Here is a 20,370-nt window from a genome sequence, read left to right as displayed (position 1 = left end):
CCTATTACAGGCAGGCTTCATAAGCTTTAAAGGTCGTTTCCAGGTCATCTTCGGTATGTGCCAGAGAGAGGAAATTCGTCTCAAACTGGGAAGGAGGTATGAAAATACCCTGATCCAGCATTTTATGGAAGAAGTTAAAATAGCCTTCCTTGTCACATTTGAGAACATCCTGATAATTTGTTGGCATGTCTCCAAAGAAGATCTTGAACATGGAACCAACACCTGAGACACTGTAGTCCAGTCCTTTATCAGTGATCATCTCGGAAAGTCTGCTGCGTACATTTTCTCCCATGGCATTGAGTTTCTCATGAGCATTTTCCTTCTCAAGCACATCAAGCACTGCATGCCCTGCAGCAACAGATGCCGGATGACCACTAAAAGTCCCTGCCTGGTATACCGAACCGGAAGGTGCAATCATTTCGATGATATCTTTCCTGCCTCCGAAAACTCCTATAGGCATTCCTCCACCGATAATTTTACCCAGTGTTGTCAGGTCAGGTGTCACGCCATAATACTCCTGTGCACCGCCCATTGCAAGTCTGAAACCGGTTATTACTTCATCGAATATGAGCAGGGTGTCGTATTCTTTTGTAAGTTTCCTGACCTCTTCCAAGTAACCTTCCTGTGGTAATACCGGCCCGACATTACCCATTACCGGTTCCATGATGACAGCTGCTATATCATCGCTTGATTCAAGCAAGTCTGTCATGGCTTCGATATCATTATAGGGTGCCTGGAGAGTATGCTTGGTGAAATCCTGTGGTACACCCAGGGAATCGGGTTTACCTAATGTGGAAGCACCCGAGCCAGCTTTGACAAGTACTGAATCGTGAGCGCCGTGAAAACCACCTTCTATTTTGACGAATTTGTTCTTTCCTGTATAACCACGTGCTGCCCGCAGGGCACTCATTGTAGCTTCGGTGCCTGTGGATACAAAACGAAGCATATCGATGCCGGGATATGCGGCTGCAATCCTTTCGGCCAGTTTGAACTCGGATTCTGTGGGTGTACCATAGAGCCATCCCTTTTCAAGTTGATCACTTATTGCTTGCTTGACTACGGGATTTGCATGACCCAGCATATTGGGGCCGTAACCGAGGCAATAATCGATGTATTCATTACCGTCAACATCTGTAATACGGCATCCGGAAGCTCTCTCGGTGTAGAAAGGATGGGGTTTGATTGCTCGTACCGGACTGCTAACACCACCAGGGAGATATTCCCTGGCCTTTTCAAACATTGCTTTTGATTTTTCCAGATTGACCATGTAATCACATCAGTAAATTTTATTCATTAAGTAATTGTGCCATTTCCTTGGCAAAGTAAGTAATTATCATGTCCGCTCCAGCCCTTTTTATTGACATCAGGGATTCGTACATGACCTTTTTCTCATCCAGCCATCCCTGCTGGGCGGCTGCCTTGAGCATGGAATATTCTCCGCTGACATTGTAAGCCGCAGTCGGCATACCAAACTCCTGTTTTACCCGGTAGATAATATCAAGATACGGGAGGGCCGGTTTAACCATGACTATGTCGGCACCTTCCATGATGTCCAGCTCTACTTCTCTCAGGGCCTCATCCGAATTTGCAGGGTCCATCTGGTATGTAGAGCGATCTCCGAAACAATAGCATGAATCAGCAGCATCCCTGAAGGGGCCGTAAAATGCGGAACAGTATTTTGCAGCATAGGACATAATTGGGACATCATTGAAATTTTCCTGATCCAGGGCTTGCCTGATTGCACCCACCATACCGTCCATCATACCCGAAGGGGCTACCATATCTGCGCCCGCCCGGGCATGGCTTACCGCAATCTCGCCCAAAACGGGTAGAGTCTCATCATTAATCACATCCTGGGTTTCATTATCAATAATGCCGCAATGGCCATGGGATGTGTATTCACACATGCAGACATCGGTAATCACAACCATGTCGTCACCAAGTTCTTCCTTGATAGCACGCGTGGCCTGCTGGACAATATCTTCATCCCCACAAGCACTGCTCCCCGTTTCATCCTTCTGTGAAGGAATGCCGAAAAGCATTAAAGAACTGATACCCAGGTCCGCCACATTCCTGGCCTCATTGACAACCTCGGAAAGAGGCAACCTCAGGACACCTTCCATGGATGGTACTTCAACTATGGATTCTGCGGTTTCGTCAACAAACATCGGGTATATGAGGTCATCAATCCCCAGGGAAGTTTCACGTATAAGATTACCTATCTTTCCGTTCCTGAGCCTGCGCATTCGAATATTTGGGTACATTGGTATCACAATTCCTTATTTGCAATTTTCCTTTTCTTTTTTAGCATAGGGTTTGATATTAAAAAGCTTGCAGGCCGAATCAAGAAAAGCCTCATCATTGTATTCAGCTGCATTACGCAACACTTTGGTAGGTTCTGCCAGGACCTTGTTTGCTATGGCCCTTGTCAGGTCATCCAGGACCTTACATTCCACATCCCCAATTGTGTGATAAGCTCCCAGCCTGTTCACAGCCCTGTCCATCTCATGTTTTCGCAGAGTATATATCTGGCTGTAAAGTTCGGACAAAAGAGCATCTGCCTTCTGTCTCTTGTACTGGTTAATGAGCATTTTGTATTCTTCGTTAATTATAGTTTCAACTTTCTTTGCCTCTTCCATTCTCATCTGGAGATTACGCTCATTAATTACCCTCAGGTTATCGATATTACGCAGGATAACTCCGGGAAGGCTTTCAACTTCGGGATCTATGTCCCGGGGACTGGCGATATCTATCAGCAGAAGGTTATCATTCCTGTTTTTAAGGGACCTTTCCACGGTTGCTTTCTTCAGGACATAATGGGGAGCAGATGTAGCACTGATGATGACATCGGCCTGCTGTGCATAGCGGTCAAGACTCATGAAATCCACGGCCTCGCCTCCCAACTCATCTGCAAGTACTTTTGCCTTCTCATATGTGCGGTTTGCCAGATACACAACATTCATGTCCCTGTGCGATAATGCCCGGGTCACAAGAGTGCCCATCTCACCGGTGCCAATTACAAGTATATTACGTCCCTGCAGGCCCTTTAGCATTTCATCGGCAAGATCCACTGCAGCAGATGCAATAGATACAGAACCCCTGTTGATGTTGGTTTCCGTACGGGCTCTTTTACCTACCTGGATTGCCTTGCTAAAAGCGGTCTCCAGGATTTTGCCCATAGTGCCTGCATTTTTAGAGATGGTAAACAAATCCTTTATCTGTCCCAGGATCTGATCTTCTCCTATTATCATGGATTCAAGGCCACAGGAGAGTTTTAAAAGATGATATAAGGATTCTTCGTGGTCATAGAATTCGACAATGCGGGAAGAAACACCCATTTTTTTTGCAAAATGGAAAAGGACGCTGCTTCCTCTGGGGGATACCACATACATTTCCAGTCGGTTGCATGTCTTAAGGACTGCGCATTCGTACACAAGCTCATGGGAACTTAGCTGGGAAAGTATATCCTCGATTTCACCCTGCCAGGCATCTTCCATTTCCTCCACTGTTGCCTTTGCATGGGAAATAACCATGCTAGATATTTCAGTCAATGTTGTCCTCCGTTATTCGAGCAATGATCCAGCTGTTCGTTTGAATATTCATTTCCACTATTCTCGATCTGCTCCAGCATTATATCGTATGCTATATTATACGCTTTTTCATATAACTCTTCAAAAGCATCCCATATTCTATCATCTTCAAGCACATCCCAAAGAATTTGTTTTCTGAGGGGTTGGCTGTCAATTCGTTTTTTCAGGTTAGTGCGTAACTCATCCTGCAGATGTGCCATATCTGCGTAATTTGGAGTGATAGTATGTTCAAGTTTTATGCGCGTATATCTGGAAAGAGCGGGACTGTGCCCCAGAGTAGAGATTCCAACAGTTACCGGTCCTCTTTGTATCACTGACGGGACTATAACATCTCCTCTGGAATCCACAGAATTTACAAATATATTCATACCAGCAGCAATCCGGCTTATCTTCATATTGAGCTTTTGGTCATTTGTGGCCGGGATTACGATAAATGCCCCTTTGAGGTATTCATGAATTGTATCAGAAGACATTGCCCTGATATCTGCCTGCACTATATTTATTGCCTCAGAAGAATAAAGGGAAATGATTTTTTCAGAAAAATCTTCACTTATAACGGTCACTTCGCCATATTTATAGAAAAGGGATGCTTTGCGCTGGCCGACATGTCCTCCTCCGAAAATCACAATTTTCCGGGAAGATAAATCAAGAAAAAGTGGCATATATTGGCGATCATACATTCTTGGACCCTCTCCTATTACAGTTACAGCCTTACACCTGTTTTCTTGAACTCATGTTCACTGAACAAAAGACGATAGTCATATATCCCGGTTGCATCTGCAATTTTTCCGGCAATTTCCTCACAGTCTTTTTTACTGTAAGAATGGACCATTGTAAAAAGATTGTATGGCCAATCTGGGTATCTGGGTCGCTCGTAACAATGAGTTACTTCGCTAAAATTGGACATCACTTTGCCTACCTCTTCCACCCGTTCATCCGGTACATTCCAGATACACATAGCATTGGCAGTTATTCCGATGGTACGATGGCCTATTGATGCACCAAAACGGCGTATGATTCCCTGATTTTGCATTTCCTTAAGCCGATCTACAATTTCCTGTTCACTTAATCCCGTCTCCTCTGCTATTTCTTTGAACGGAGAATGGGTGTATTCGATGCCGTGTTGTGTTACTTCCAGGATTTTGCGGGAAAGAGGATCGAGTTTATCGGACATCGAACTTCACCCCTATCTTGAAAAGACGTTTTGTGGGCAGGTCAAGTATAGGACACCCGGTTTCATCCACAATCTGTTTGATTATAGTGTCAAGACGTTCCCGATTTGCTGCAGAGATGGTGAACCATATATTATACTCCGCCGGGCGCAAATAGTTGTGAGAGACTTCCGGATGTTTATTAATGATTTCTCCGATCTCATGGGTTTGTGAATCCGGGGCTTTCAGGGCTATGAGGGTACTGGTTCCTCCGATCTTGCGGGTATTTATCATGGGACCAATGCGCCTCAAGGCTCCCTGGTTGTTAAGTCTCTCCAGTCTTTTTAGCAATTCCTCTTCAGGGATACCTATCCTTTCAGCCAGCACTGCATAGGGATTAACTGAAAGGGGAAATTCAAGCTGGATCTCATTCAATATCCTTTTGTCCATTTCATCAAGTCGGATCATGGGGAACTCACATTTATTCTTGAGAATAGAATAGGTTACGAGATGTAATCATGGATTATAATGTTTTCTTTCAAATTATCTGAAATATTTGCAATAATAGCACTTTACATGGCACGCCAGTCAGAAATTATAGATTCATAGGTGGAAACCATACTATATACTCAAAACAGTGACATAAGGCAATAAATTACCGCATCGACTATTAAAAATAAAAGGGGATTTTTCGACCCACTTAAAATCCGTTTTTATTTTTGGCGCGGATGATAGATACAGTAAGGTTCTTCTTCCAGATAATCCCCGGTTGCTGCATATGCCCGGGCACGGCACCCGCCACACACATTCTTGTATTCACATCTGCCGCATTTGCCCTTTAGTAGACTGAAATCCCTGAGTTCATTGAACAAAGTTGAATTGTTCCAGATTTCTCCGAAAGATTGGTGTCTTATATTACCGGCGATTACAGGAAGGTAGCCGCAGGGCTGTACATCCCCGGTACTTGAAACAAAACAAAAGGCAGTACCTCCCAGACATCCCCTGCTCACAGCATCAAAACCATGGGTATTGATTGAAACTTCTATACCTTCTTTTTCCGCACACTGGCGCATAATCCGGAAATAATGGGGCGCACAGGTAGCTTTGAGTTCAAGGGAAGTATGCTTTTTCTGTTCATAGAACCAGCGCAGTATCCTTTCATACTCTGCCGGGGGTATCTCCTCATCTGCAAGGTTTTCCCCTCTGCCTGTAGGCACAAGCAGGAAAATATGGAGGGCCTTGGCTTCTAGGGAAGTAGCCATTTTAAGGATACGTGGGATATCTCCCAGATTTCTTTTGGTTATTGTAGTATTAATCTGAAAATCCATGCCTTCTGTCTTCAGGGCATCAATTCCTTCCATGGCTTTGTCAAAGGCACCTTCAACTCCCCGAAATCCATCATGGGTTGCAGAATCTGCCCCATCAAGACTTATGCTTACCCTTTTTATTCCCGCTTCTTTGAGTTTTCTCACAGTTTCCCTGTCAAGGAGGGTGCCATTTGTAGCAAGTACCACCCTGAGGCCTTTATTTGTGCCATAGTTGGCAAGTTCATATACATCAGGGCGAACAAGTGGTTCACCTCCACTGAGAATTAATATAGGGGAACCAAGGGAAGCGACCTGGTCAATGAATGTTTTTGCCTCGAATGTGTCCAGTTCACCAATAGCTTTTTTGTCGGTGGATGCACCTCTGCAATGCACGCATGAAAGGTTGCATCTGGATGTCAACTCCCAGGCAATTAATCTTGGAGGGTTTGGTTCTTCTGACATATTATATCACAGTAATTTCAATTTATTTAAATAATGGTATACCGATTGTACCATTGATCGAATATATAGAATATTTGCCCGGACCACATGACACATATAAGAGATAGGTAATCTAGTTAATTACAAATGAGTTGTGGTGCAAAACATGGACTCACTGAACACGGCATTTTTGATTGTGACTATGACAATAGTTTCATATACAATATTCCTGATTCGAAAACGTTCACAGCTTCTTCGTGAATTTGAAAGGTTAAATCCTGAATGAAGGGATACTGATGGATAAAAAACAAAAACAAATTCTTGCAGTTATTACAATACTTGCATTTGCTATTCTGGGCCTGTGGGGCATAGATACCGGCCAGACTTATTACACGGTATCTGAAATTAAGAAAAATCTAGATGATTTTGAAGGGAATAACATCAACACAATGGGTGCTATCAAACAAGGAACGCTGGATGTAAAACCCGGTAATATAACTTTCATGCTCCAGGACATAGAGCAACCCGAAAAGTACATTGAAGTTGAATATACCGGGGACCTGCCGCCCAATCTTGAAGAAGGTAAAGAACTGAGTATTGAAGGAAAAATAGATGGACAGGGCAATCTCAAAGCGGAAAAAATTGTCATGGGTTGCCCTTCCAAATACTCCGAATAACCTATGGCCACATTAAAGAGGTAAATCGATGGATATTGAAAAATGGGATGAATGCCGGAGTATAAACAAAGCACTAATTGACTTTGTGGAAGAAATTGACAACGGTTCCAATATGAAGAAAGTAGTTGCCCACATATGTCAATCCTGCGGGAAAAAAACCCGTCCTGTGATCCTCCTCTTGTCATCCCGTATATGCGGTAGTAAAATTGGAAATGCCCTTGATGCTGCTCTGTCAATTGAACTTATCCACTCTGCATCCCTTATTCACGATGACCTGCTGGATAGGGGTATATTGAGAAGGGGAACTAAGACTGCCCATGAAGTATATGGTACCCCTGCAGCAATGCTTGCGGGAGATTACCTGATATCCAAGTCCATTGAACTAATATCTGCATACGGCAAAGAAGTAGGCATGGAATTCGGCAGGGCAGGTATGGAAATGGCCGAAGGCGAGGCCATGGATGTAGATTTGCTGGAAAAGAACAGCAACAATATTGTTGAGTATTTCAATTGTATTGAAAAGAAGACTGCTTCACTTTTTGCTGCCTCGGCAGCGATGGGGGCCTATGTTGCAGGAGCAGATGAGGATACAGTTTCTAAATTCAGGCTCTTTGGAAATAAACTCGGAACTGCCTATCAAATCGTTGATGATATGCTGGAATACACCAGTAAGGTAAACAACAAGGAATCAATACAAATATCCCCCTCGCTGGTAGATATATACAGGCAGGACATGGCGGATTCAAAAGCAATAGAAAAAACCAGGGAAATTGTTGAACAACTAGTTTCTGAAGCACATGAAATAGTCGATCATTTCCCGCCTTCCCAATCTCTAAATAGATTACATGAGATTACCAATTATGCCACAAAAGACCTTTTCCCTGAAGTTGGAACAAGGAAATGCTAAAAAGGTGAATTTATGAGAGTATATGAAAAACCCATGATTAAAGTTGATGCAAATGTGGAAGATGATAAAGTTGTACTCACCAGTGAGGGTCCCCTTTCCACCATTGCAAAACCTATTCTGAAACGTATTAACCGAATTTTTCAGGAAGAAAAACCCATTACATTTAATGATAAAGAGATCATATTTTCAACATGGGTCCCCCCGATTCCCAGCAATGCATTCAACAGGATGATCAGTTCCCAGATTGCCGCCATCATGAAAAAACGTGTGCCTGACCAATTCTCAATAGCCATTACCGATAGGTGCCCGAATAATTGTATTCACTGCGGAGCTGCGGGTTTCCTTACTGAGGAAGAACTAACTACCGAACAAATCAACAGTGCTATCGATCAATCCCTTGATCTTGGTGCTTACCTTATTTCTTTCGATGGTGGGGAAACAATGCTTCGAAAGGACCTTATCGAAATGGTTGGGGCAGTGGATAAAGACAGGTGCATTGCAACCTGTTTTACTTCTGGCTTTGGCCTTACACCTGACAAAGCTGCGCAGTTGAAGGATGCGGGCATGTATGCCATGAGAATAAGCATCGACAGTCCTTTCGAAAAAGAGCATGACCGCATTCGGGGCAGGGATGGGGCATACAGGGATGCTATTGCAGGTATCAAGAACACCTTAGGAGTGGACATGCTGGCAGATATGTTTGTGGTAGTGTCACCCGATAATATCGATGACCTTGAAGATTTCTATGGTCTTGCTGCAGATATGGGGATGCAGGAGATGTCCATCTATGAGATCGTTGCTGTGGGTCGCTGGCTTGAACATGAAGATGAAGTCATCACTCCAAAGGATGTGAAGTCAATGGAACGTTTCCAAAAACGGATGAACAGTGGGGCAGACGGGCCACGTGTTACTTCATTCCCGTACTTCATGGGTCCGGATATGTTTGGTTGTTTTGCCGGAAGGCGATGGATGCATGCCACACCTGCAGGTGAGATTATTCCCTGTGCCTATACACCCCTGTCCTTTGGAAATATAAAAGAAGAAAGTCTCTCGTCAATATGGGATAATATGGGCAAGCACCAGGCATATCGTTCCAATTCCGATTATTGCATGATGCGGAATCCTGAATTCAGACAAAAATATATCCATACGATACCCAAAGATGAAATATTACCATATAGAGTAAGAAATGAATGAATTCTGTATTATATTTCTAAAAAGTAGCCATGTTTTTCATGAATAATTATTATAATCGGCAGGTTGCGAACCGGTAAGAACCGAATGGCTTATATGTAAAGTTGCGTATGGGTACCTGCTGTTAACTTGAACCCCCTATCCGAATGATTAAACATTGCAATTATTCAATAGCAATCACCTGAAACCGAATAACTTATATGCGAGGTTGCTATAAGGGGCATAAAATCACGCTGCTTAATTAAATCACAGACGCGATGAGGATTCACATGGCCAAGGACAAAATCTTATCCGAGATAAAAGAAGCAGAACAAAGTGCTGCCAAAAAGGTGGAAGCAGGCCTGAAGGAGAAGGAGGACAAAATCGCCAGTGCCCGTGCAGAAGCCAGAGAAATAATTAAAGAGGCAGAATCAGATGCAGAAAAATCTGCAAATAATGCACTTAAATCTGCACAGGAAGACCTCCAGAAAGAGCACGAAGAAATCGTCAGCAAAGGCAAAAAAGATGCAGAAGAGTTGATAAGCAACGCAGAATCCAATGTCGATAAAGCTGTTGCAATGCTAGTGGAGGAATTCGAGAGGGCGATCTATGCTTAAGCCAAAAAGTATGACCCGTGCTGTTATCGTCGGACATAAAGAAGTCATGGATGAAACAGTAGAGACACTACACGATATCAATATCTTCCATATTGAAGAATACAATGAAGAAGATTCTACTTTTAAGATAGGCAAGCCCTTTGAGAATGCAGGGGATGTTTCCAAAAAACTTGTTCAACTGAGGTCAATTTCCAGTTTTCTTGGTATCAAGCCAAAAGAAGTTCCAAAACAGGACACAAAAGTTCTGTGGGCTGAACTCGATGAAAAACTGGCTCTTCTTGAAAGTGAACTTGATAAAAAGACCGAAGAAAAGAACAGTTATGAAACAAGGTTAAAAGAACTGGATTCCCTACAAAAAGAACTTGAACCTTTTGTTTCAATCCCTATAGACCTTAAAAATTATAGAGGTTATGAGAATGTATCTGTTTTCACGGGTACTGTAAAGGGAGATATCAGTTCTGACATATCTGCGATTACAAATGATTATGAACTCGAATTTGATCCCGATAGACTCACCATTGCTCTTTTTGTCAGGAAAGACAATGAAGAAATCGTGGCTGAGATGTTGGCTGATAACGAGTTCCGTGAGATTCGTGTTCCAAATATGGAAGGAACTCCTTCAGAGATAATCGCGAATGTAGAAAGTGAAAGAAACACTATCAAGGAAAAAATTTCTTCACTTGAAAAGAGTATTTCTGACATAAAGGAACGTTATTCTGATTTCATACTTGCAAGTGATGAGATTCTTTCTATCGAATCCCAAAAATCCGAAGCACCCTTAAGGATTGCTACCTCAGAACATACTTTCGTAATCGACGGGTGGGTTCCATCTGATGAATATAATAAACTTACCCGTAAACTCGAGTCCTCTACCAATGGAAGAGTATTTGTTTCTAAACAGGAAGTTGTGGAAGAGGAAGAGGAAGTACCTGTGAAATATGACAACCCAAAGGTTACTAAGCCTTTCGAGGCAATAATGAACCTTTACGCAAGGCCAAAATACAAGGAGATCGATCCAACAGTATTAATATTCGTCTTTTTCCCCCTCTTCTATGGTATGATCCTGGGAGATATTGGCTACGCTCTTATTCTGTTGGGACTTGCACTTGGAATCAAAAAAATGGTCAATTCCGATGCAATCAAACCATTGATGAACGTACTTATATACTGTCAAATATCAACGTTAATCTTTGGAATTCTTTATGGTGAATTTTTAGGATTCCCACTCGCCAGTCTGCACACAGAACATGGAATAGAAGCAGGCCTTATAGCCGGTTTTGAAACCATTAATCTTTTTGCATCACCTATTGGCGGCGAGATGGTCACATTCCCAATTCATCGTACACATCTCTCAATGACATTGATTGTACTCACAGTGCTTATTGGTATAGCACATATCAACTTTGGTTACATTCTCGGATTCATTAACATGAGGCGTATGCATGGATTCAAACATGCTATGCTTGAAAAAGGAAGCTGGTTAGTAGTCGAAGTTGGAATTGCTCTCATAGTTCTGGGATACCTGAAATATATCAACATTGCAATTGGAATACTTGTATTCCTAATCGGCTTTGTAATGTTGGTTAAAGGAGAAGGTATCAAAGGACCCATTGAATTACCCAGTCTCTTGAGTAATTCACTCTCATATACCCGTCTTATCGCTGTGGGACTTTCATCAATTTATATTGCATCCACTGTGAACCTCATCGCCTTTGAAATGATCTGGCCACAGGGAGGCATCGCAGCTGTATTTGCAATATTTGTATTCATATTCGGTCATACTCTAAACACGGCCTTAAGCATAATTGCCCCCGGACTACATGCTTTAAGGCTTCAGTATGTCGAATTCTTTACAAAATTCTATGAAGGCGGGGGCAAAGAGTACAGTCCATTTGGATATATAAGAAAATACACGGAGGAATAATAAAATGGTAGGAGAAGAAGCAATAACAATGATAGACCCAGCAGGACTTAAAGCAATTGGTGCAGGACTTGCTGTAGGATTGGCAGGTGTTGGATCTGGTATTGCGGAAAAGGATATTGGTGCAGCCGCAGTCGGTGCTATGACCGAAAGAGAAGAAATGTTCGGTAAAGGCCTGATTATGACTGTAATTCCTGAGACCATCGTCATTTTCGGACTTGTTGTTGCACTGTTGATAAGCTAAGCAAAGTTTAAGAGCATTCAAAAATGCTCTTAAATTCTTTTTAAGGTGAGAGAGCATGGGACTCGAAACAGTAATCAAAGACATTATGGATGTTGCGCAGGCGAAAGTCTCTGAGATTAATGCAGAGGCAGATGCCGAAGCGTCCCGTATTCTAGAGGATGCAAAGCAATCCGCCAAAGAAATCAAAGGAAAACGTCTTGCCAAAGCGGAAGATGAAATCCAGCGCATGCGAAGGCAAGAGATATCCAGTGCAAATCTCGAAGTCAAAAGGACAATGCTCAATGCACGCAAAGAAGTGCTTGAAAAAGCCTATAACCAGGCATTCAATGATATTGCAGGTTTGTCTGCGGATAAGCAGGAAATATTTCTCAAGAACATCATAGAAAGCCATGAATCTAAAGGCAGCCGTATCTATTCTAATAAGGAATCAGAAGATATGGTGAAAAAACTGTCCTCCTTAGAGTATGCAGGCAACATCGATTGTGTTGGAGGTGTTGTTATAGAGAATGAGGATGGTAGTATCAGGCTTGATTATACCTATGATGGAATTCTTGACAGCATATACGAGCAGAACCTGAAACAGACCTCAGATATCTTATTCGGGTGATATCAAGATGAGGCTTTTCCAGAAACTCCGGAGAAGAGGTTCCCCTGCAGCAAGCAGTGGGAGCTCAAATTATGCTTATGTTACTGCACGTGTACGTGCAATGAAGAGCAATCTGCTTCCGAATGAGACATATCCAAGACTTATAAATATGGATCTTGATGAAATTACACGTTTTATCGAAGAAACCCAATATAAGCAGGATGTGGATGAACTTGCGCGGAAATTTAAAGGAGTAGATCTCATCGAGCATGCATTGAACAGGAATCTTGCAGTCACATTCTCTAAAATGATCGATATTTCCGAGGGTGAACTCAACTATCTCATCACGGAATATCTGAAAAATTATGACATCTGGGATATCAAAACTATTCTCAGAGGCAAGTATTACAATGCAACTCTTGAAGAGATAAAGGATAATCTCGTTTCTGCAGGTCAATTCAAATATAATTTCCTGTCAGAACTTGCTGAAAAGGAATCTTATGAGAATGTTATAGATGCACTCAGCAATACGGATTATTATCCAATTCTTAAGAATTATGACGGGACTAACCTTCCTGAAATTGAAAATCAGCTTGATACGTTATATTATCAGAGGCTGTTCAATGCAATTGGTACACCCAAATCAAGTGATCGTAAACTATTTTCCAAACTCATTCGTACTGAGATTGACATAAAGAATATTAAAACAATGTTCAGGATGAAGAAAGAAGGTGTTGAAGATGGTGAACTTGAAGACCTGGTTCTAGATGGTGGTCTCCGTTTTAGTCTGAAGGAAATAAACAAAATGATTCCTTTGCCTTTTGCAGATTTCATAAATTCACTTGAAAAATACCCGTACTGGGAAGCTATGTCCGATTTGGTAACTCCTGATATGGAATCTCTTGTTGATCTGGAAACAAGCCTCACCAAGTACACCATAAAGTCTGCTGCCAGTTTCTCGCATGCGTATCCCCTTTCTATTGTTCCGATCATGGATTACATGATCAGCAAGAAAAACGAGGTCAACAACCTGAGGATAATTACGAGAGGAAAGGCAGCTAATCTGGATGAAGATATAATTAAAAACCAGTTGGTGATTTGATGGAGCTGGCAGTTGTAGGCGATGGTGAATTTGTTACCGGCTTTCGATTGGCCGGTGTGCAGAAAGTCTATAAGATTAATGAGGAATCCAAACTGGAGGAAACAGTAAAGGGAATATTCAACGATTCCTCCATTGGTATTATTGTAATGCACAGTAATGATTTTAATAAGCTACCGGAGACCTTAAGAGACACTCTGAGTGAATCCGTCGAACCAACATTGGTAACCCTTGGCGGAACCGGACAAAGCTCTAACTTACGGGATAAAATAAAACAAGCGGTAGGTGTAGATTTGTGGAAATGAATGGTGAAATTTATCGAGTGGCAGGACCTGTTGTCACAGTCACCGGTATCAAGCCGAAGATGTATGATGTGGTAAAAGTAGGCCATGAAGGACTGATGGGCGAAGTAATCCGTATAGAGGGTGAAAAAGCTACAGTTCAGGTATATGAAGACACATCCGGCATAAAACCGGGAGAGCCTGTAGCAAATACGGGAATGCCTCTTTCAGTAGAACTGGGTCCAGGCCTTCTGGAAAGTATTTATGATGGTATACAGAGACCTCTGGAAGTTCTCCAGCAAAAAATGGGAGACTTCATTGAAAGAGGAGTAACAGCAAACGGTCTTACCAGGGAGAAGAAGTGGGAATTCACTCCTATAGTATCCAAAGGAGACAGTGTCGAAGGTGGAGATATTATTGGTGTTGTCCAGGAAACACCCAATCTCGAACACAAGATAATGGTCCCCCCGAGAAAGTCAGGAACTGTAGAAGATATCAAAAGCGGTAAATTCGTAGTCGATGAGACTGTTTGTGTACTCTCTGACGGCTCTGAACTATCCCTTATGCAAAAATGGCCTGTAAGGGATCCCAGACCAGTAGGCAAGAAACTCTCGCCAACAAGGCCTCTTGTAACAGGACAGAGAATCCTTGACGGGATGTTCCCTGTGGCAAAAGGTGGTACAGCAGCGATCCCCGGTCCTTTCGGATCAGGAAAAACTGTTACCCAGCAGCAACTTGCAAAGTGGAGTGACACTGATATTGTGGTTTACATCGGATGCGGCGAACGTGGAAATGAAATGGCCGATGTACTGAATGAATTCCCGGAACTGGAAGACCCAAAGACCGGAAGGCCACTGATGGAACGTACAGTTCTTATTGCAAACACATCCAATATGCCTGTGGCTGCTCGTGAAGCATCTGTTTATACAGGAATTACCATTGGGGAGTACTACCGTGACATGGGATATGATGTATCTCTCATGGCAGACTCAACCTCCAGATGGGCAGAAGCAATGAGGGAAATTTCCTCCAGGCTTGAAGAGATGCCCGGTGAAGAAGGATATCCGGCATATCTGTCTGCCAGACTTTCTGAATTCTATGAACGTGCTGGAGCAGTTCATTCCCTGGCTGGCCTTGATGGTTCCATTACTGTCATCGGTGCAGTTTCCCCTCCTGGTGGAGACTTCTCCGAACCAGTTACACAGAATACCCTGCGTATCGTAAAGGTATTCTGGGCACTGGATGCAAAACTGTCCCAGAAGAGACACTTCCCTGCAATTGACTGGCTTAGCAGTTACAGTCTTTACAATGACAGGCTTGCAGGCTGGTTTACAGAAAACGTCGGAAGTGACTGGAATGAGCTAAGGGATAATGCAATGGATATTCTTCAGGAAGAAGCCGAACTTCAGGAAATCGTGCAACTCGTAGGTTCAGATGCACTCCCTGAGGACCAGCAGCTTACCCTTGAAATTGCCAGGATGCTTCGTGAATACTTCCTGCAGCAGAACGCTTTCCATCCTGTGGACACATTCTGTCCCTTTGATAAGCAGTACAAACTTCTGAAATCCGTATCCCGGTTTGGCGAAAAGGCAATAGATAAGATGGAAAATGGTGTCCCCATCAACAAGATCATGGAAATGGAGTCCAAGGATGAACTTGCCAAGGTCAAATATGAAGAAGACTTTGACGCAGCCCTTGAAACAATCATGACAAAGATGGATGAAGAGTTCACACAGCTTGGAGGCAACTGAAAATGACCAAAGAATACAAAACCATTGTAGATATTGCAGGACCACTTATATTCCTTGAAAAAACTGAGCCTGTAGGATATGGGGAACTTGTTCAGATTAATCTCCCTGATGGGACTACCAAGAGAGGTCAGGTCCTTGACACCTCCGCAGATATGGTTGTTGTACAGGTTTTCGAAGGAACTCAGGGCCTGAATGACGAATCCGGTGTAGTATTCAGTGGAGAAACCATCAAACTTCCTGTTGCAAAAGACCTTCTCGGTCGTATCCTTTCCGGTTCTGGAGAACCCCTTGACGGTGGTCCAAGAATCATCCCTGAAAAAAGGGTAGATGTGAATGGGGCGTCAATGAACCCTTATTCCAGGAGACCACCTGAAGAATTTATCCAGACAGGAATATCCACGATTGACGGTACAAACACTCTTGTAAGGGGACAGAAACTTCCTATCTTCTCTGGATCAGGTCTGCCACACAATGAGATTGCTCTTCAGATTGCAAGACAGGCAAAGGTACCCGGTTCTGAAGAAGATTTCGCTGTGGTATTTGCTGCAATGGGTATCACCAATGAGGAAGCCCAGTCATTCATGGAAGACTTTGAGAAGACAGGTGCTCTTGAAAGAGCGACAGTTTTCCTCAACCTTGCAGATGATCCTGCAGTCGAGCGTATCATCACGCCGAGGATGGCACTGACAGCAGCAGAGTATCTTGCATACGAACACGATATGCATGTACTTGTAATCCTGACAGATATCACAAACTACTGCGAAGCCCTCCGTCAGATGGGTGCAGCCCGTGAAGAAGTGCCCGGTAGACGTGGATATCCCGGTTACATGTACACTGACCTTGCATCCCTCTATGAACGTGCAGGTGTAATCAAAGGTAACAAGGGATCTGTAACCCAGTTTTCTATCCTGACTATGCCTGGTGACGATATAACTCACCCAATACCCGATCTTTCCGGTTATATTACCGAAGGTCAGATTGTAGTATCCCGTGAACTTCACAGGAAGGGTATCTACCCACCGATCAATGTGCTACCATCCCTTTCTCGTCTTATGAACTCCGGTATCGGAGATGATAAGACAAGAGATGACCACAAAGCAGTATCCGATCAGTTGTATGCTGGATATGCTGAAGGACGTGACCTTCGTGGACTGGTTGCAATTGTCGGTAAAGAATCCCTTTCCGAAAGAGACCAGAGAATCCTGGAATTTGCCGATCTTTTCGAAGACCGTTTTGTAAGACAGGCAAAAGATGAAGACAGGAATATCGAAGATACTCTTGGCATAGCATGGGAAATTCTGTCCGAGCTTCCGGAAGCACAGCTCACCAGGATAGACAATAAGTATATCGATAAATATCACCCTGCACATCAAAATGCAGAGTGAACAAAGAGTGATCCACTATGGGCACAAAGGATGTTAAACCAACTCGTTCCGAACTTATTGAACTGAAGAAAAAGATAAAACTGTCCCAGAGCGGCCACAAGTTGCTTAAAATGAAAAGGGATGGTCTTATCCTGGAATTCTTTGAGATTTTGAACAAGGCCAAGGGTGTACGGAACGAACTGGATGACGCCTATGACAATGCCACTGAAAAAATAGGGATCGCTGAGGCAGTCGAGGGCAGAATGGTAATAAAATCCACTGCTCTTGCTCTCAAAGAGGGACCTGTAATAAGTCTAGAAAGCCACAACATTATGGGTGTGGTGGTCCCTAAGATCGAAGCATCCAGTGTGCATAAATCCATCAACAAAAGGGGATACGGTATTCTCGGGACAAGCTCCTGCATCGATGAAACTGTCGATTCATATGAGATCCTTGTTGACAAGATTATTCTTGCAGCAGAGATTGAGACCACTATGAAAAGGTTACTTGAAGACATCGAGAAAACAAAAAGACGTGTAAATGCCCTTGAATTCAAGGTAATTCCCGAAATGCAGGAAGCAATGGACTTCATTCGTTTCCGGCTGGATGAGATGGAACGTGAAAACACCTTCCGCTTAAAGAGGATTAAGGCATAATGCCTACCGCAGCACCTGATCGGCCAGGACTGGCCGACAGGCTTTTTTTTAGGATCACACAACCCCACAACCTTGCGCGTATTCTGCGTTGGGCATGGTTAATATCCCTCATAATGCTTGTATTTGGGTATCTTATCATTTATTTCAGGGTTTCAGAGTACTTGAATATCTGATTATACATTTGACTGGAATTATTCAGTAAAGTATATATATCTTCTTCCACTATATATGAACCGATAAATAAACAACATGCGGTTCTACTAGTTGTGATATTTTGCTCAATAAAGGTGATATACCTATTTAATTTCATTCTGCCTGCATTATTTTTTAGCTGTGCGTATGTTCTTATGCAATTTTTGCAGGCAAATTCATTCAATAAGTAATATAAATTAAAAATGTGGTACATTATGACACAGCACACACAAGCACAAAAAGAAATAGCTAAAAAAATCGATTCTGATACTGTTATTGCCAACTGGAAGGACTGGAGATGGCAACTCAAGCATTCCATCGGTGATATTGATACATTTGAGACTTTACTTGGCATCAAATTCAAACCGGGGGAAAAGGATAAACTCAAACAAACCCTGGAAAAATTCCCATTATCCGTTACTCCATACTACCTTTCCCTCATAGATGCCGAGGATTTCAGGAATGATCCCATATTCCTGCAGGCCTTCCCTTCACCAAAGGAGCTGGACATCGATGAAGACGATCTTGAAGATCCTCTTTCAGAGGATGAGGACAGTCCTGTTGAGGGAATCACACACAGGTATCCGGACAGGGTACTGTTCCATATAAGCAACACCTGTTCGATGTACTGCAGGCATTGCACACGTAAGAGAAAAGTGGGAGATGTTGATTCCATACCCACCAAAGATGCGGTTTCTGAAGGACTTGAATACATCAGGAATACCCCCCAGGTGCGAGATGTCCTGCTGTCAGGCGGGGATCCATTGATGCTGCCTGACGCTTATCTGGATTGGATTCTGACAAAACTGCGGGAAATTCCCCATGTTGAGATAATTCGTATCGGTACAAGGATGCCTGTCGTGCTTCCTTACAGGGTAACTGATGATCTTGTAGAAATACTCAAAAAGCATCATCCGCTCTGGATCAACACCCATTTCAACCATCCACGTGAAGTAACGGCCTCTTCCAGGGAAGCCCTGCGCAAACTTGCAGATGCAGGAATTCCCCTCGGAAACCAGACGGTGTTGCTTTCAGGAGTGAATGACTGTCACAGGATTATGAAAAGGCTTGTACAGAAACTTGTGCAAAACCGTGTACGTCCTTATTACCTCTACCAGTGTGACCTTTCGGAAGGCCTGTCCCATTTCCGCACTCCGGTGGGCAAGGGTATAGAGATTATGGAACACCTCATCGGACACACAAGTGGTTTTGCAGTTCCTACTTATGTAATCGATGCTCCCCATGGAGGAGGTAAGATACCTGTCATGCCTTCCTATCTTATATCCTGGTCCTCCAACAGAGTTATTTTGCGTAACTATGAGGGTGTGATCACCTCCTATAAAGAACCGGATTCCTATGAGCCGATATACTGTGACCGTAAATGTGAAGAATGTAAGCTCCAGCTCAAACTTGACGATGCAGCTGAATATAAATCTACAGGTATTGCAAAACTGCTTGCCGATCATGATGAAATTGTAAGTCTTGTACCGGAAGATACCGAAAGAATGGAGAGAAGGGACGTTGAGTGATATAATCGAAAAAATCGGTAAATCCCTGGTCCAGCACGGTACATACAACAATCGTATTTATCTTATGAAACTGGATACCGATGACCTGCCGGATATTATACCTGAGATGGATCGATTGGCCGAAAAGCATGGCTATAGCAAGATATTTGCAAAAGTCCCTGCAGATTCCAGAGCTGCCTTTGATGCAAAGGGCTATGTAAAGGAGGCCGGTGTTCCCGGCTATTATTCCGGCACGAAAGAAGCCCGGTTTATGTGTAAATATTTCACGGGGAACAGGCAGGAAGACACACAGGCCGAGGATGACCGGATCATCTCCACTGCCAGGGATAAGGCAGGAGACATCAGGAAACCTGAATTACCTGAAGGTTTCCTGATCCGGATGTGTACGGAAGCGGATATGCCTGCAATGGCAGAGATCTACGCTGAAGTGTTCCCTACATACCCTTTCCCTATCCAGGACCCTGCCTACCTGAAAGAGACTATGGAAGATAATGTTGTATATTTCGCAGTTGAAAATGAAGGTGACATAGTTGCCCTTTCCTCTTGCGAGATCGATTTTGAAAACCGGAATGCGGAAATGACCGACTTTGCTACACTCCCTCAGTTCAGGGGAATGGGTCTGTCCACTTATCTCCTCTCAAAGATGGAAACAGAAATGAATAAGAAAGGGATCCTTACATTGTATACCATCGCCCGGGCCGCGTCCTATGGTATGAATACTGTTTTTGCAAGGCTGGGGTATGAATTTACCGGAAAGCTTGTTCAAAACACCAATATATCCGGTAACCTTGAAAATATGAATGTATGGTACAAGCGCATCTGAGTAACTCTTAAATAAACATTCCCCATATAATTATTGTTGACCAAAAGGGGAAAGATGATGT

22 protein-coding genes are annotated in these 20,370 nt (G+C 43.2%); 15 read left to right on the top strand and 7 right to left on the bottom strand.

The genetic code is table 11. The features are described from left to right. Positions 1 to 4: 4 nt before the first annotated feature. From hemL to ahbD, 7 genes are all read right to left on the bottom strand, one after another. Complete coding sequence (gene hemL, locus EFE42_RS04220) at positions 5 to 1,267, bottom strand: glutamate-1-semialdehyde 2,1-aminomutase (RefSeq protein ID WP_123136062.1); 1,263 nt, start codon at positions 1,265 to 1,267, stop codon at positions 5 to 7. 19 nt (positions 1,268 to 1,286) lie between these two features. Beyond that, positions 1,287 to 2,264, bottom strand: coding sequence for a porphobilinogen synthase (hemB, locus tag EFE42_RS04215; RefSeq protein WP_123136061.1), 978 nt, complete (start codon positions 2,262 to 2,264; stop codon positions 1,287 to 1,289). 15 nt (positions 2,265 to 2,279) lie between these two features. Then, positions 2,280 to 3,551, bottom strand: coding sequence for a glutamyl-tRNA reductase (gene hemA / locus EFE42_RS04210; RefSeq protein WP_123136060.1), 1,272 nt, complete (start codon positions 3,549 to 3,551; stop codon positions 2,280 to 2,282). Beyond that, positions 3,548 to 4,270 (bottom strand): bifunctional precorrin-2 dehydrogenase/sirohydrochlorin ferrochelatase, encoded by a 723-nt coding sequence (locus EFE42_RS04205; RefSeq protein ID WP_123136059.1) that lies wholly within the window; start codon positions 4,268 to 4,270, stop codon positions 3,548 to 3,550. The genes hemA and EFE42_RS04205 overlap by 4 nt, the downstream gene beginning before the upstream one ends. Positions 4,271 to 4,293: 23 nt before the next feature. Next, entirely contained in the window at positions 4,294 to 4,764 is a 471-nt protein-coding gene (ahbB, locus tag EFE42_RS04200; protein WP_123136058.1) for a siroheme decarboxylase subunit beta, read from the bottom strand. Further along, positions 4,754 to 5,209 (bottom strand): siroheme decarboxylase subunit alpha, encoded by a 456-nt coding sequence (gene ahbA / locus EFE42_RS04195; RefSeq protein ID WP_123136057.1) that lies wholly within the window; start codon positions 5,207 to 5,209, stop codon positions 4,754 to 4,756. Before ahbA ends, ahbB begins: the two co-directional genes overlap by 11 nt. A 245-nt stretch (positions 5,210 to 5,454) precedes the next feature. Further along, a complete protein-coding gene (gene ahbD, locus EFE42_RS04190) occupies positions 5,455 to 6,510 on the bottom strand; it encodes a heme b synthase (protein ID WP_123136056.1) in 1,056 nt (351 codons plus the stop codon). 145 nt (positions 6,511 to 6,655) lie between these two features. Here ahbD and EFE42_RS10980 point away from each other — a divergent pair, with 145 nt between their 5' ends. The 15 genes from EFE42_RS10980 (at position 6,656) to ablB (ending at position 20,309) form a co-directional block, all read left to right on the top strand. Continuing rightward, positions 6,656 to 6,775: a CcmD family protein gene (locus tag EFE42_RS10980; protein WP_123136055.1), complete on the top strand. Its 120-nt coding sequence runs from the start codon at positions 6,656 to 6,658 to the stop codon at positions 6,773 to 6,775. Between the two features lie 10 nt (positions 6,776 to 6,785). Then, positions 6,786 to 7,166 (top strand): cytochrome c maturation protein CcmE, encoded by a 381-nt coding sequence (locus EFE42_RS04180; protein ID WP_123136054.1) that lies wholly within the window; start codon positions 6,786 to 6,788, stop codon positions 7,164 to 7,166. 28 nt (positions 7,167 to 7,194) lie between these two features. Further along, positions 7,195 to 8,073, top strand: coding sequence for a polyprenyl synthetase family protein (locus EFE42_RS04175; protein WP_123136053.1), 879 nt, complete (start codon positions 7,195 to 7,197; stop codon positions 8,071 to 8,073). 12 nt (positions 8,074 to 8,085) lie between these two features. Continuing rightward, on the top strand, positions 8,086 to 9,270 hold the full coding sequence (locus EFE42_RS04170) for a radical SAM protein (RefSeq protein ID WP_123136052.1): 1,185 nt from the start codon (positions 8,086 to 8,088) through the stop codon (positions 9,268 to 9,270). A 266-nt stretch (positions 9,271 to 9,536) separates the two neighbouring features. Further along, positions 9,537 to 9,863 (top strand): ATP synthase archaeal subunit H, encoded by a 327-nt coding sequence (gene ahaH / locus EFE42_RS04165; RefSeq protein WP_123136051.1) that lies wholly within the window; start codon positions 9,537 to 9,539, stop codon positions 9,861 to 9,863. Further along, positions 9,856 to 11,787, top strand: a complete 1,932-nt coding sequence (locus tag EFE42_RS04160; RefSeq protein WP_123136050.1) for a V-type ATP synthase subunit I — start codon at positions 9,856 to 9,858, stop codon at positions 11,785 to 11,787. The genes ahaH and EFE42_RS04160 overlap by 8 nt, the downstream gene beginning before the upstream one ends. A 4-nt stretch (positions 11,788 to 11,791) precedes the next feature. Continuing rightward, positions 11,792 to 12,028, top strand: a complete 237-nt coding sequence (locus EFE42_RS04155; protein WP_123136049.1) for a V-type ATP synthase subunit K — start codon at positions 11,792 to 11,794, stop codon at positions 12,026 to 12,028. Between the two features lie 55 nt (positions 12,029 to 12,083). Then, on the top strand, positions 12,084 to 12,635 hold the full coding sequence (locus EFE42_RS04150) for a V-type ATP synthase subunit E (protein WP_123136048.1): 552 nt from the start codon (positions 12,084 to 12,086) through the stop codon (positions 12,633 to 12,635). A 7-nt stretch (positions 12,636 to 12,642) separates the two neighbouring features. Further along, positions 12,643 to 13,716: a V-type ATP synthase subunit C gene (locus EFE42_RS04145; RefSeq protein ID WP_123136047.1), complete on the top strand. Its 1,074-nt coding sequence runs from the start codon at positions 12,643 to 12,645 to the stop codon at positions 13,714 to 13,716. Then, positions 13,716 to 14,018 (top strand): V-type ATP synthase subunit F, encoded by a 303-nt coding sequence (locus EFE42_RS04140; RefSeq protein ID WP_123136046.1) that lies wholly within the window; start codon positions 13,716 to 13,718, stop codon positions 14,016 to 14,018. Before EFE42_RS04145 ends, EFE42_RS04140 begins: the two co-directional genes overlap by 1 nt. Further along, on the top strand, positions 14,009 to 15,745 hold the full coding sequence (locus EFE42_RS04135) for an ATP synthase subunit A (protein ID WP_123136045.1): 1,737 nt from the start codon (positions 14,009 to 14,011) through the stop codon (positions 15,743 to 15,745). Before EFE42_RS04140 ends, EFE42_RS04135 begins: the two co-directional genes overlap by 10 nt. A gap of 2 nt (positions 15,746 to 15,747) precedes the next feature. Then, positions 15,748 to 17,130, top strand: a complete 1,383-nt coding sequence (locus EFE42_RS04130; protein ID WP_123136044.1) for an ATP synthase subunit B — start codon at positions 15,748 to 15,750, stop codon at positions 17,128 to 17,130. A gap of 17 nt (positions 17,131 to 17,147) precedes the next feature. Next, the gene (locus EFE42_RS04125) at positions 17,148 to 17,765 is read left to right on the top strand and encodes a V-type ATP synthase subunit D (protein WP_123136043.1); all 618 of its coding nucleotides are present in this window, start codon (positions 17,148 to 17,150) and stop codon (positions 17,763 to 17,765) included. 407 nt (positions 17,766 to 18,172) lie between these two features. Further along, the gene (gene ablA / locus EFE42_RS04120; RefSeq protein WP_123136042.1) at positions 18,173 to 19,486 is read left to right on the top strand and encodes a lysine 2,3-aminomutase; all 1,314 of its coding nucleotides are present in this window, start codon (positions 18,173 to 18,175) and stop codon (positions 19,484 to 19,486) included. Continuing rightward, a complete protein-coding gene (gene ablB / locus EFE42_RS04115) occupies positions 19,479 to 20,309 on the top strand; it encodes a putative beta-lysine N-acetyltransferase (protein WP_123136041.1) in 831 nt (276 codons plus the stop codon). Before ablA ends, ablB begins: the two co-directional genes overlap by 8 nt. The last annotated feature ends 61 nt before the right edge of the window (positions 20,310 to 20,370 follow it).

This window comes from Methanohalophilus sp. RSK (assembly GCF_003722075.1).
Lineage (GTDB): Archaea > Halobacteriota > Methanosarcinia > Methanosarcinales > Methanosarcinaceae > Methanohalophilus.
The sequence above is the reverse complement of the archived record's forward strand: the minus strand, read 5'-3'. Positions and strand labels throughout refer to the sequence as shown.

Excerpts from the sequence above, each read along its gene's own strand:
- hemL (WP_123136062.1), bottom strand. The coding sequence starts at position 1,267 with ATGGTCAATCTGGAAAAATCAAAAGCAATGTTTGAAAAGGCCAGGGAA.
- hemB (WP_123136061.1), bottom strand. The coding sequence starts at position 2,264 with ATGTACCCAAATATTCGAATGCGCAGGCTCAGGAACGGAAAGATAGGT.
- EFE42_RS04205 (WP_123136059.1), bottom strand. The coding sequence starts at position 4,270 with ATGTATGATCGCCAATATATGCCACTTTTTCTTGATTTATCTTCCCGG.
- ahbB (WP_123136058.1), bottom strand. The coding sequence starts at position 4,764 with ATGTCCGATAAACTCGATCCTCTTTCCCGCAAAATCCTGGAAGTAACA.
- ahbA (WP_123136057.1), bottom strand. The coding sequence starts at position 5,209 with ATGATCCGACTTGATGAAATGGACAAAAGGATATTGAATGAGATCCAG.
- ahbD (WP_123136056.1), bottom strand. The coding sequence starts at position 6,510 with ATGTCAGAAGAACCAAACCCTCCAAGATTAATTGCCTGGGAGTTGACA.
- EFE42_RS10980 (WP_123136055.1), top strand. The coding sequence starts at position 6,656 with ATGGACTCACTGAACACGGCATTTTTGATTGTGACTATGACAATAGTT.
- EFE42_RS04180 (WP_123136054.1), top strand. The coding sequence starts at position 6,786 with ATGGATAAAAAACAAAAACAAATTCTTGCAGTTATTACAATACTTGCA.
- EFE42_RS04175 (WP_123136053.1), top strand. The coding sequence starts at position 7,195 with ATGGATATTGAAAAATGGGATGAATGCCGGAGTATAAACAAAGCACTA.
- EFE42_RS04170 (WP_123136052.1), top strand. The coding sequence starts at position 8,086 with ATGAGAGTATATGAAAAACCCATGATTAAAGTTGATGCAAATGTGGAA.
- ahaH (WP_123136051.1), top strand. The coding sequence starts at position 9,537 with ATGGCCAAGGACAAAATCTTATCCGAGATAAAAGAAGCAGAACAAAGT.
- EFE42_RS04160 (WP_123136050.1), top strand. The coding sequence starts at position 9,856 with ATGCTTAAGCCAAAAAGTATGACCCGTGCTGTTATCGTCGGACATAAA.
- EFE42_RS04155 (WP_123136049.1), top strand. The coding sequence starts at position 11,792 with ATGGTAGGAGAAGAAGCAATAACAATGATAGACCCAGCAGGACTTAAA.
- EFE42_RS04150 (WP_123136048.1), top strand. The coding sequence starts at position 12,084 with ATGGGACTCGAAACAGTAATCAAAGACATTATGGATGTTGCGCAGGCG.
- EFE42_RS04145 (WP_123136047.1), top strand. The coding sequence starts at position 12,643 with ATGAGGCTTTTCCAGAAACTCCGGAGAAGAGGTTCCCCTGCAGCAAGC.
- EFE42_RS04140 (WP_123136046.1), top strand. The coding sequence starts at position 13,716 with ATGGAGCTGGCAGTTGTAGGCGATGGTGAATTTGTTACCGGCTTTCGA.
- EFE42_RS04130 (WP_123136044.1), top strand. The coding sequence starts at position 15,748 with ATGACCAAAGAATACAAAACCATTGTAGATATTGCAGGACCACTTATA.
- EFE42_RS04125 (WP_123136043.1), top strand. The coding sequence starts at position 17,148 with ATGGGCACAAAGGATGTTAAACCAACTCGTTCCGAACTTATTGAACTG.
- ablA (WP_123136042.1), top strand. The coding sequence starts at position 18,173 with ATGACACAGCACACACAAGCACAAAAAGAAATAGCTAAAAAAATCGAT.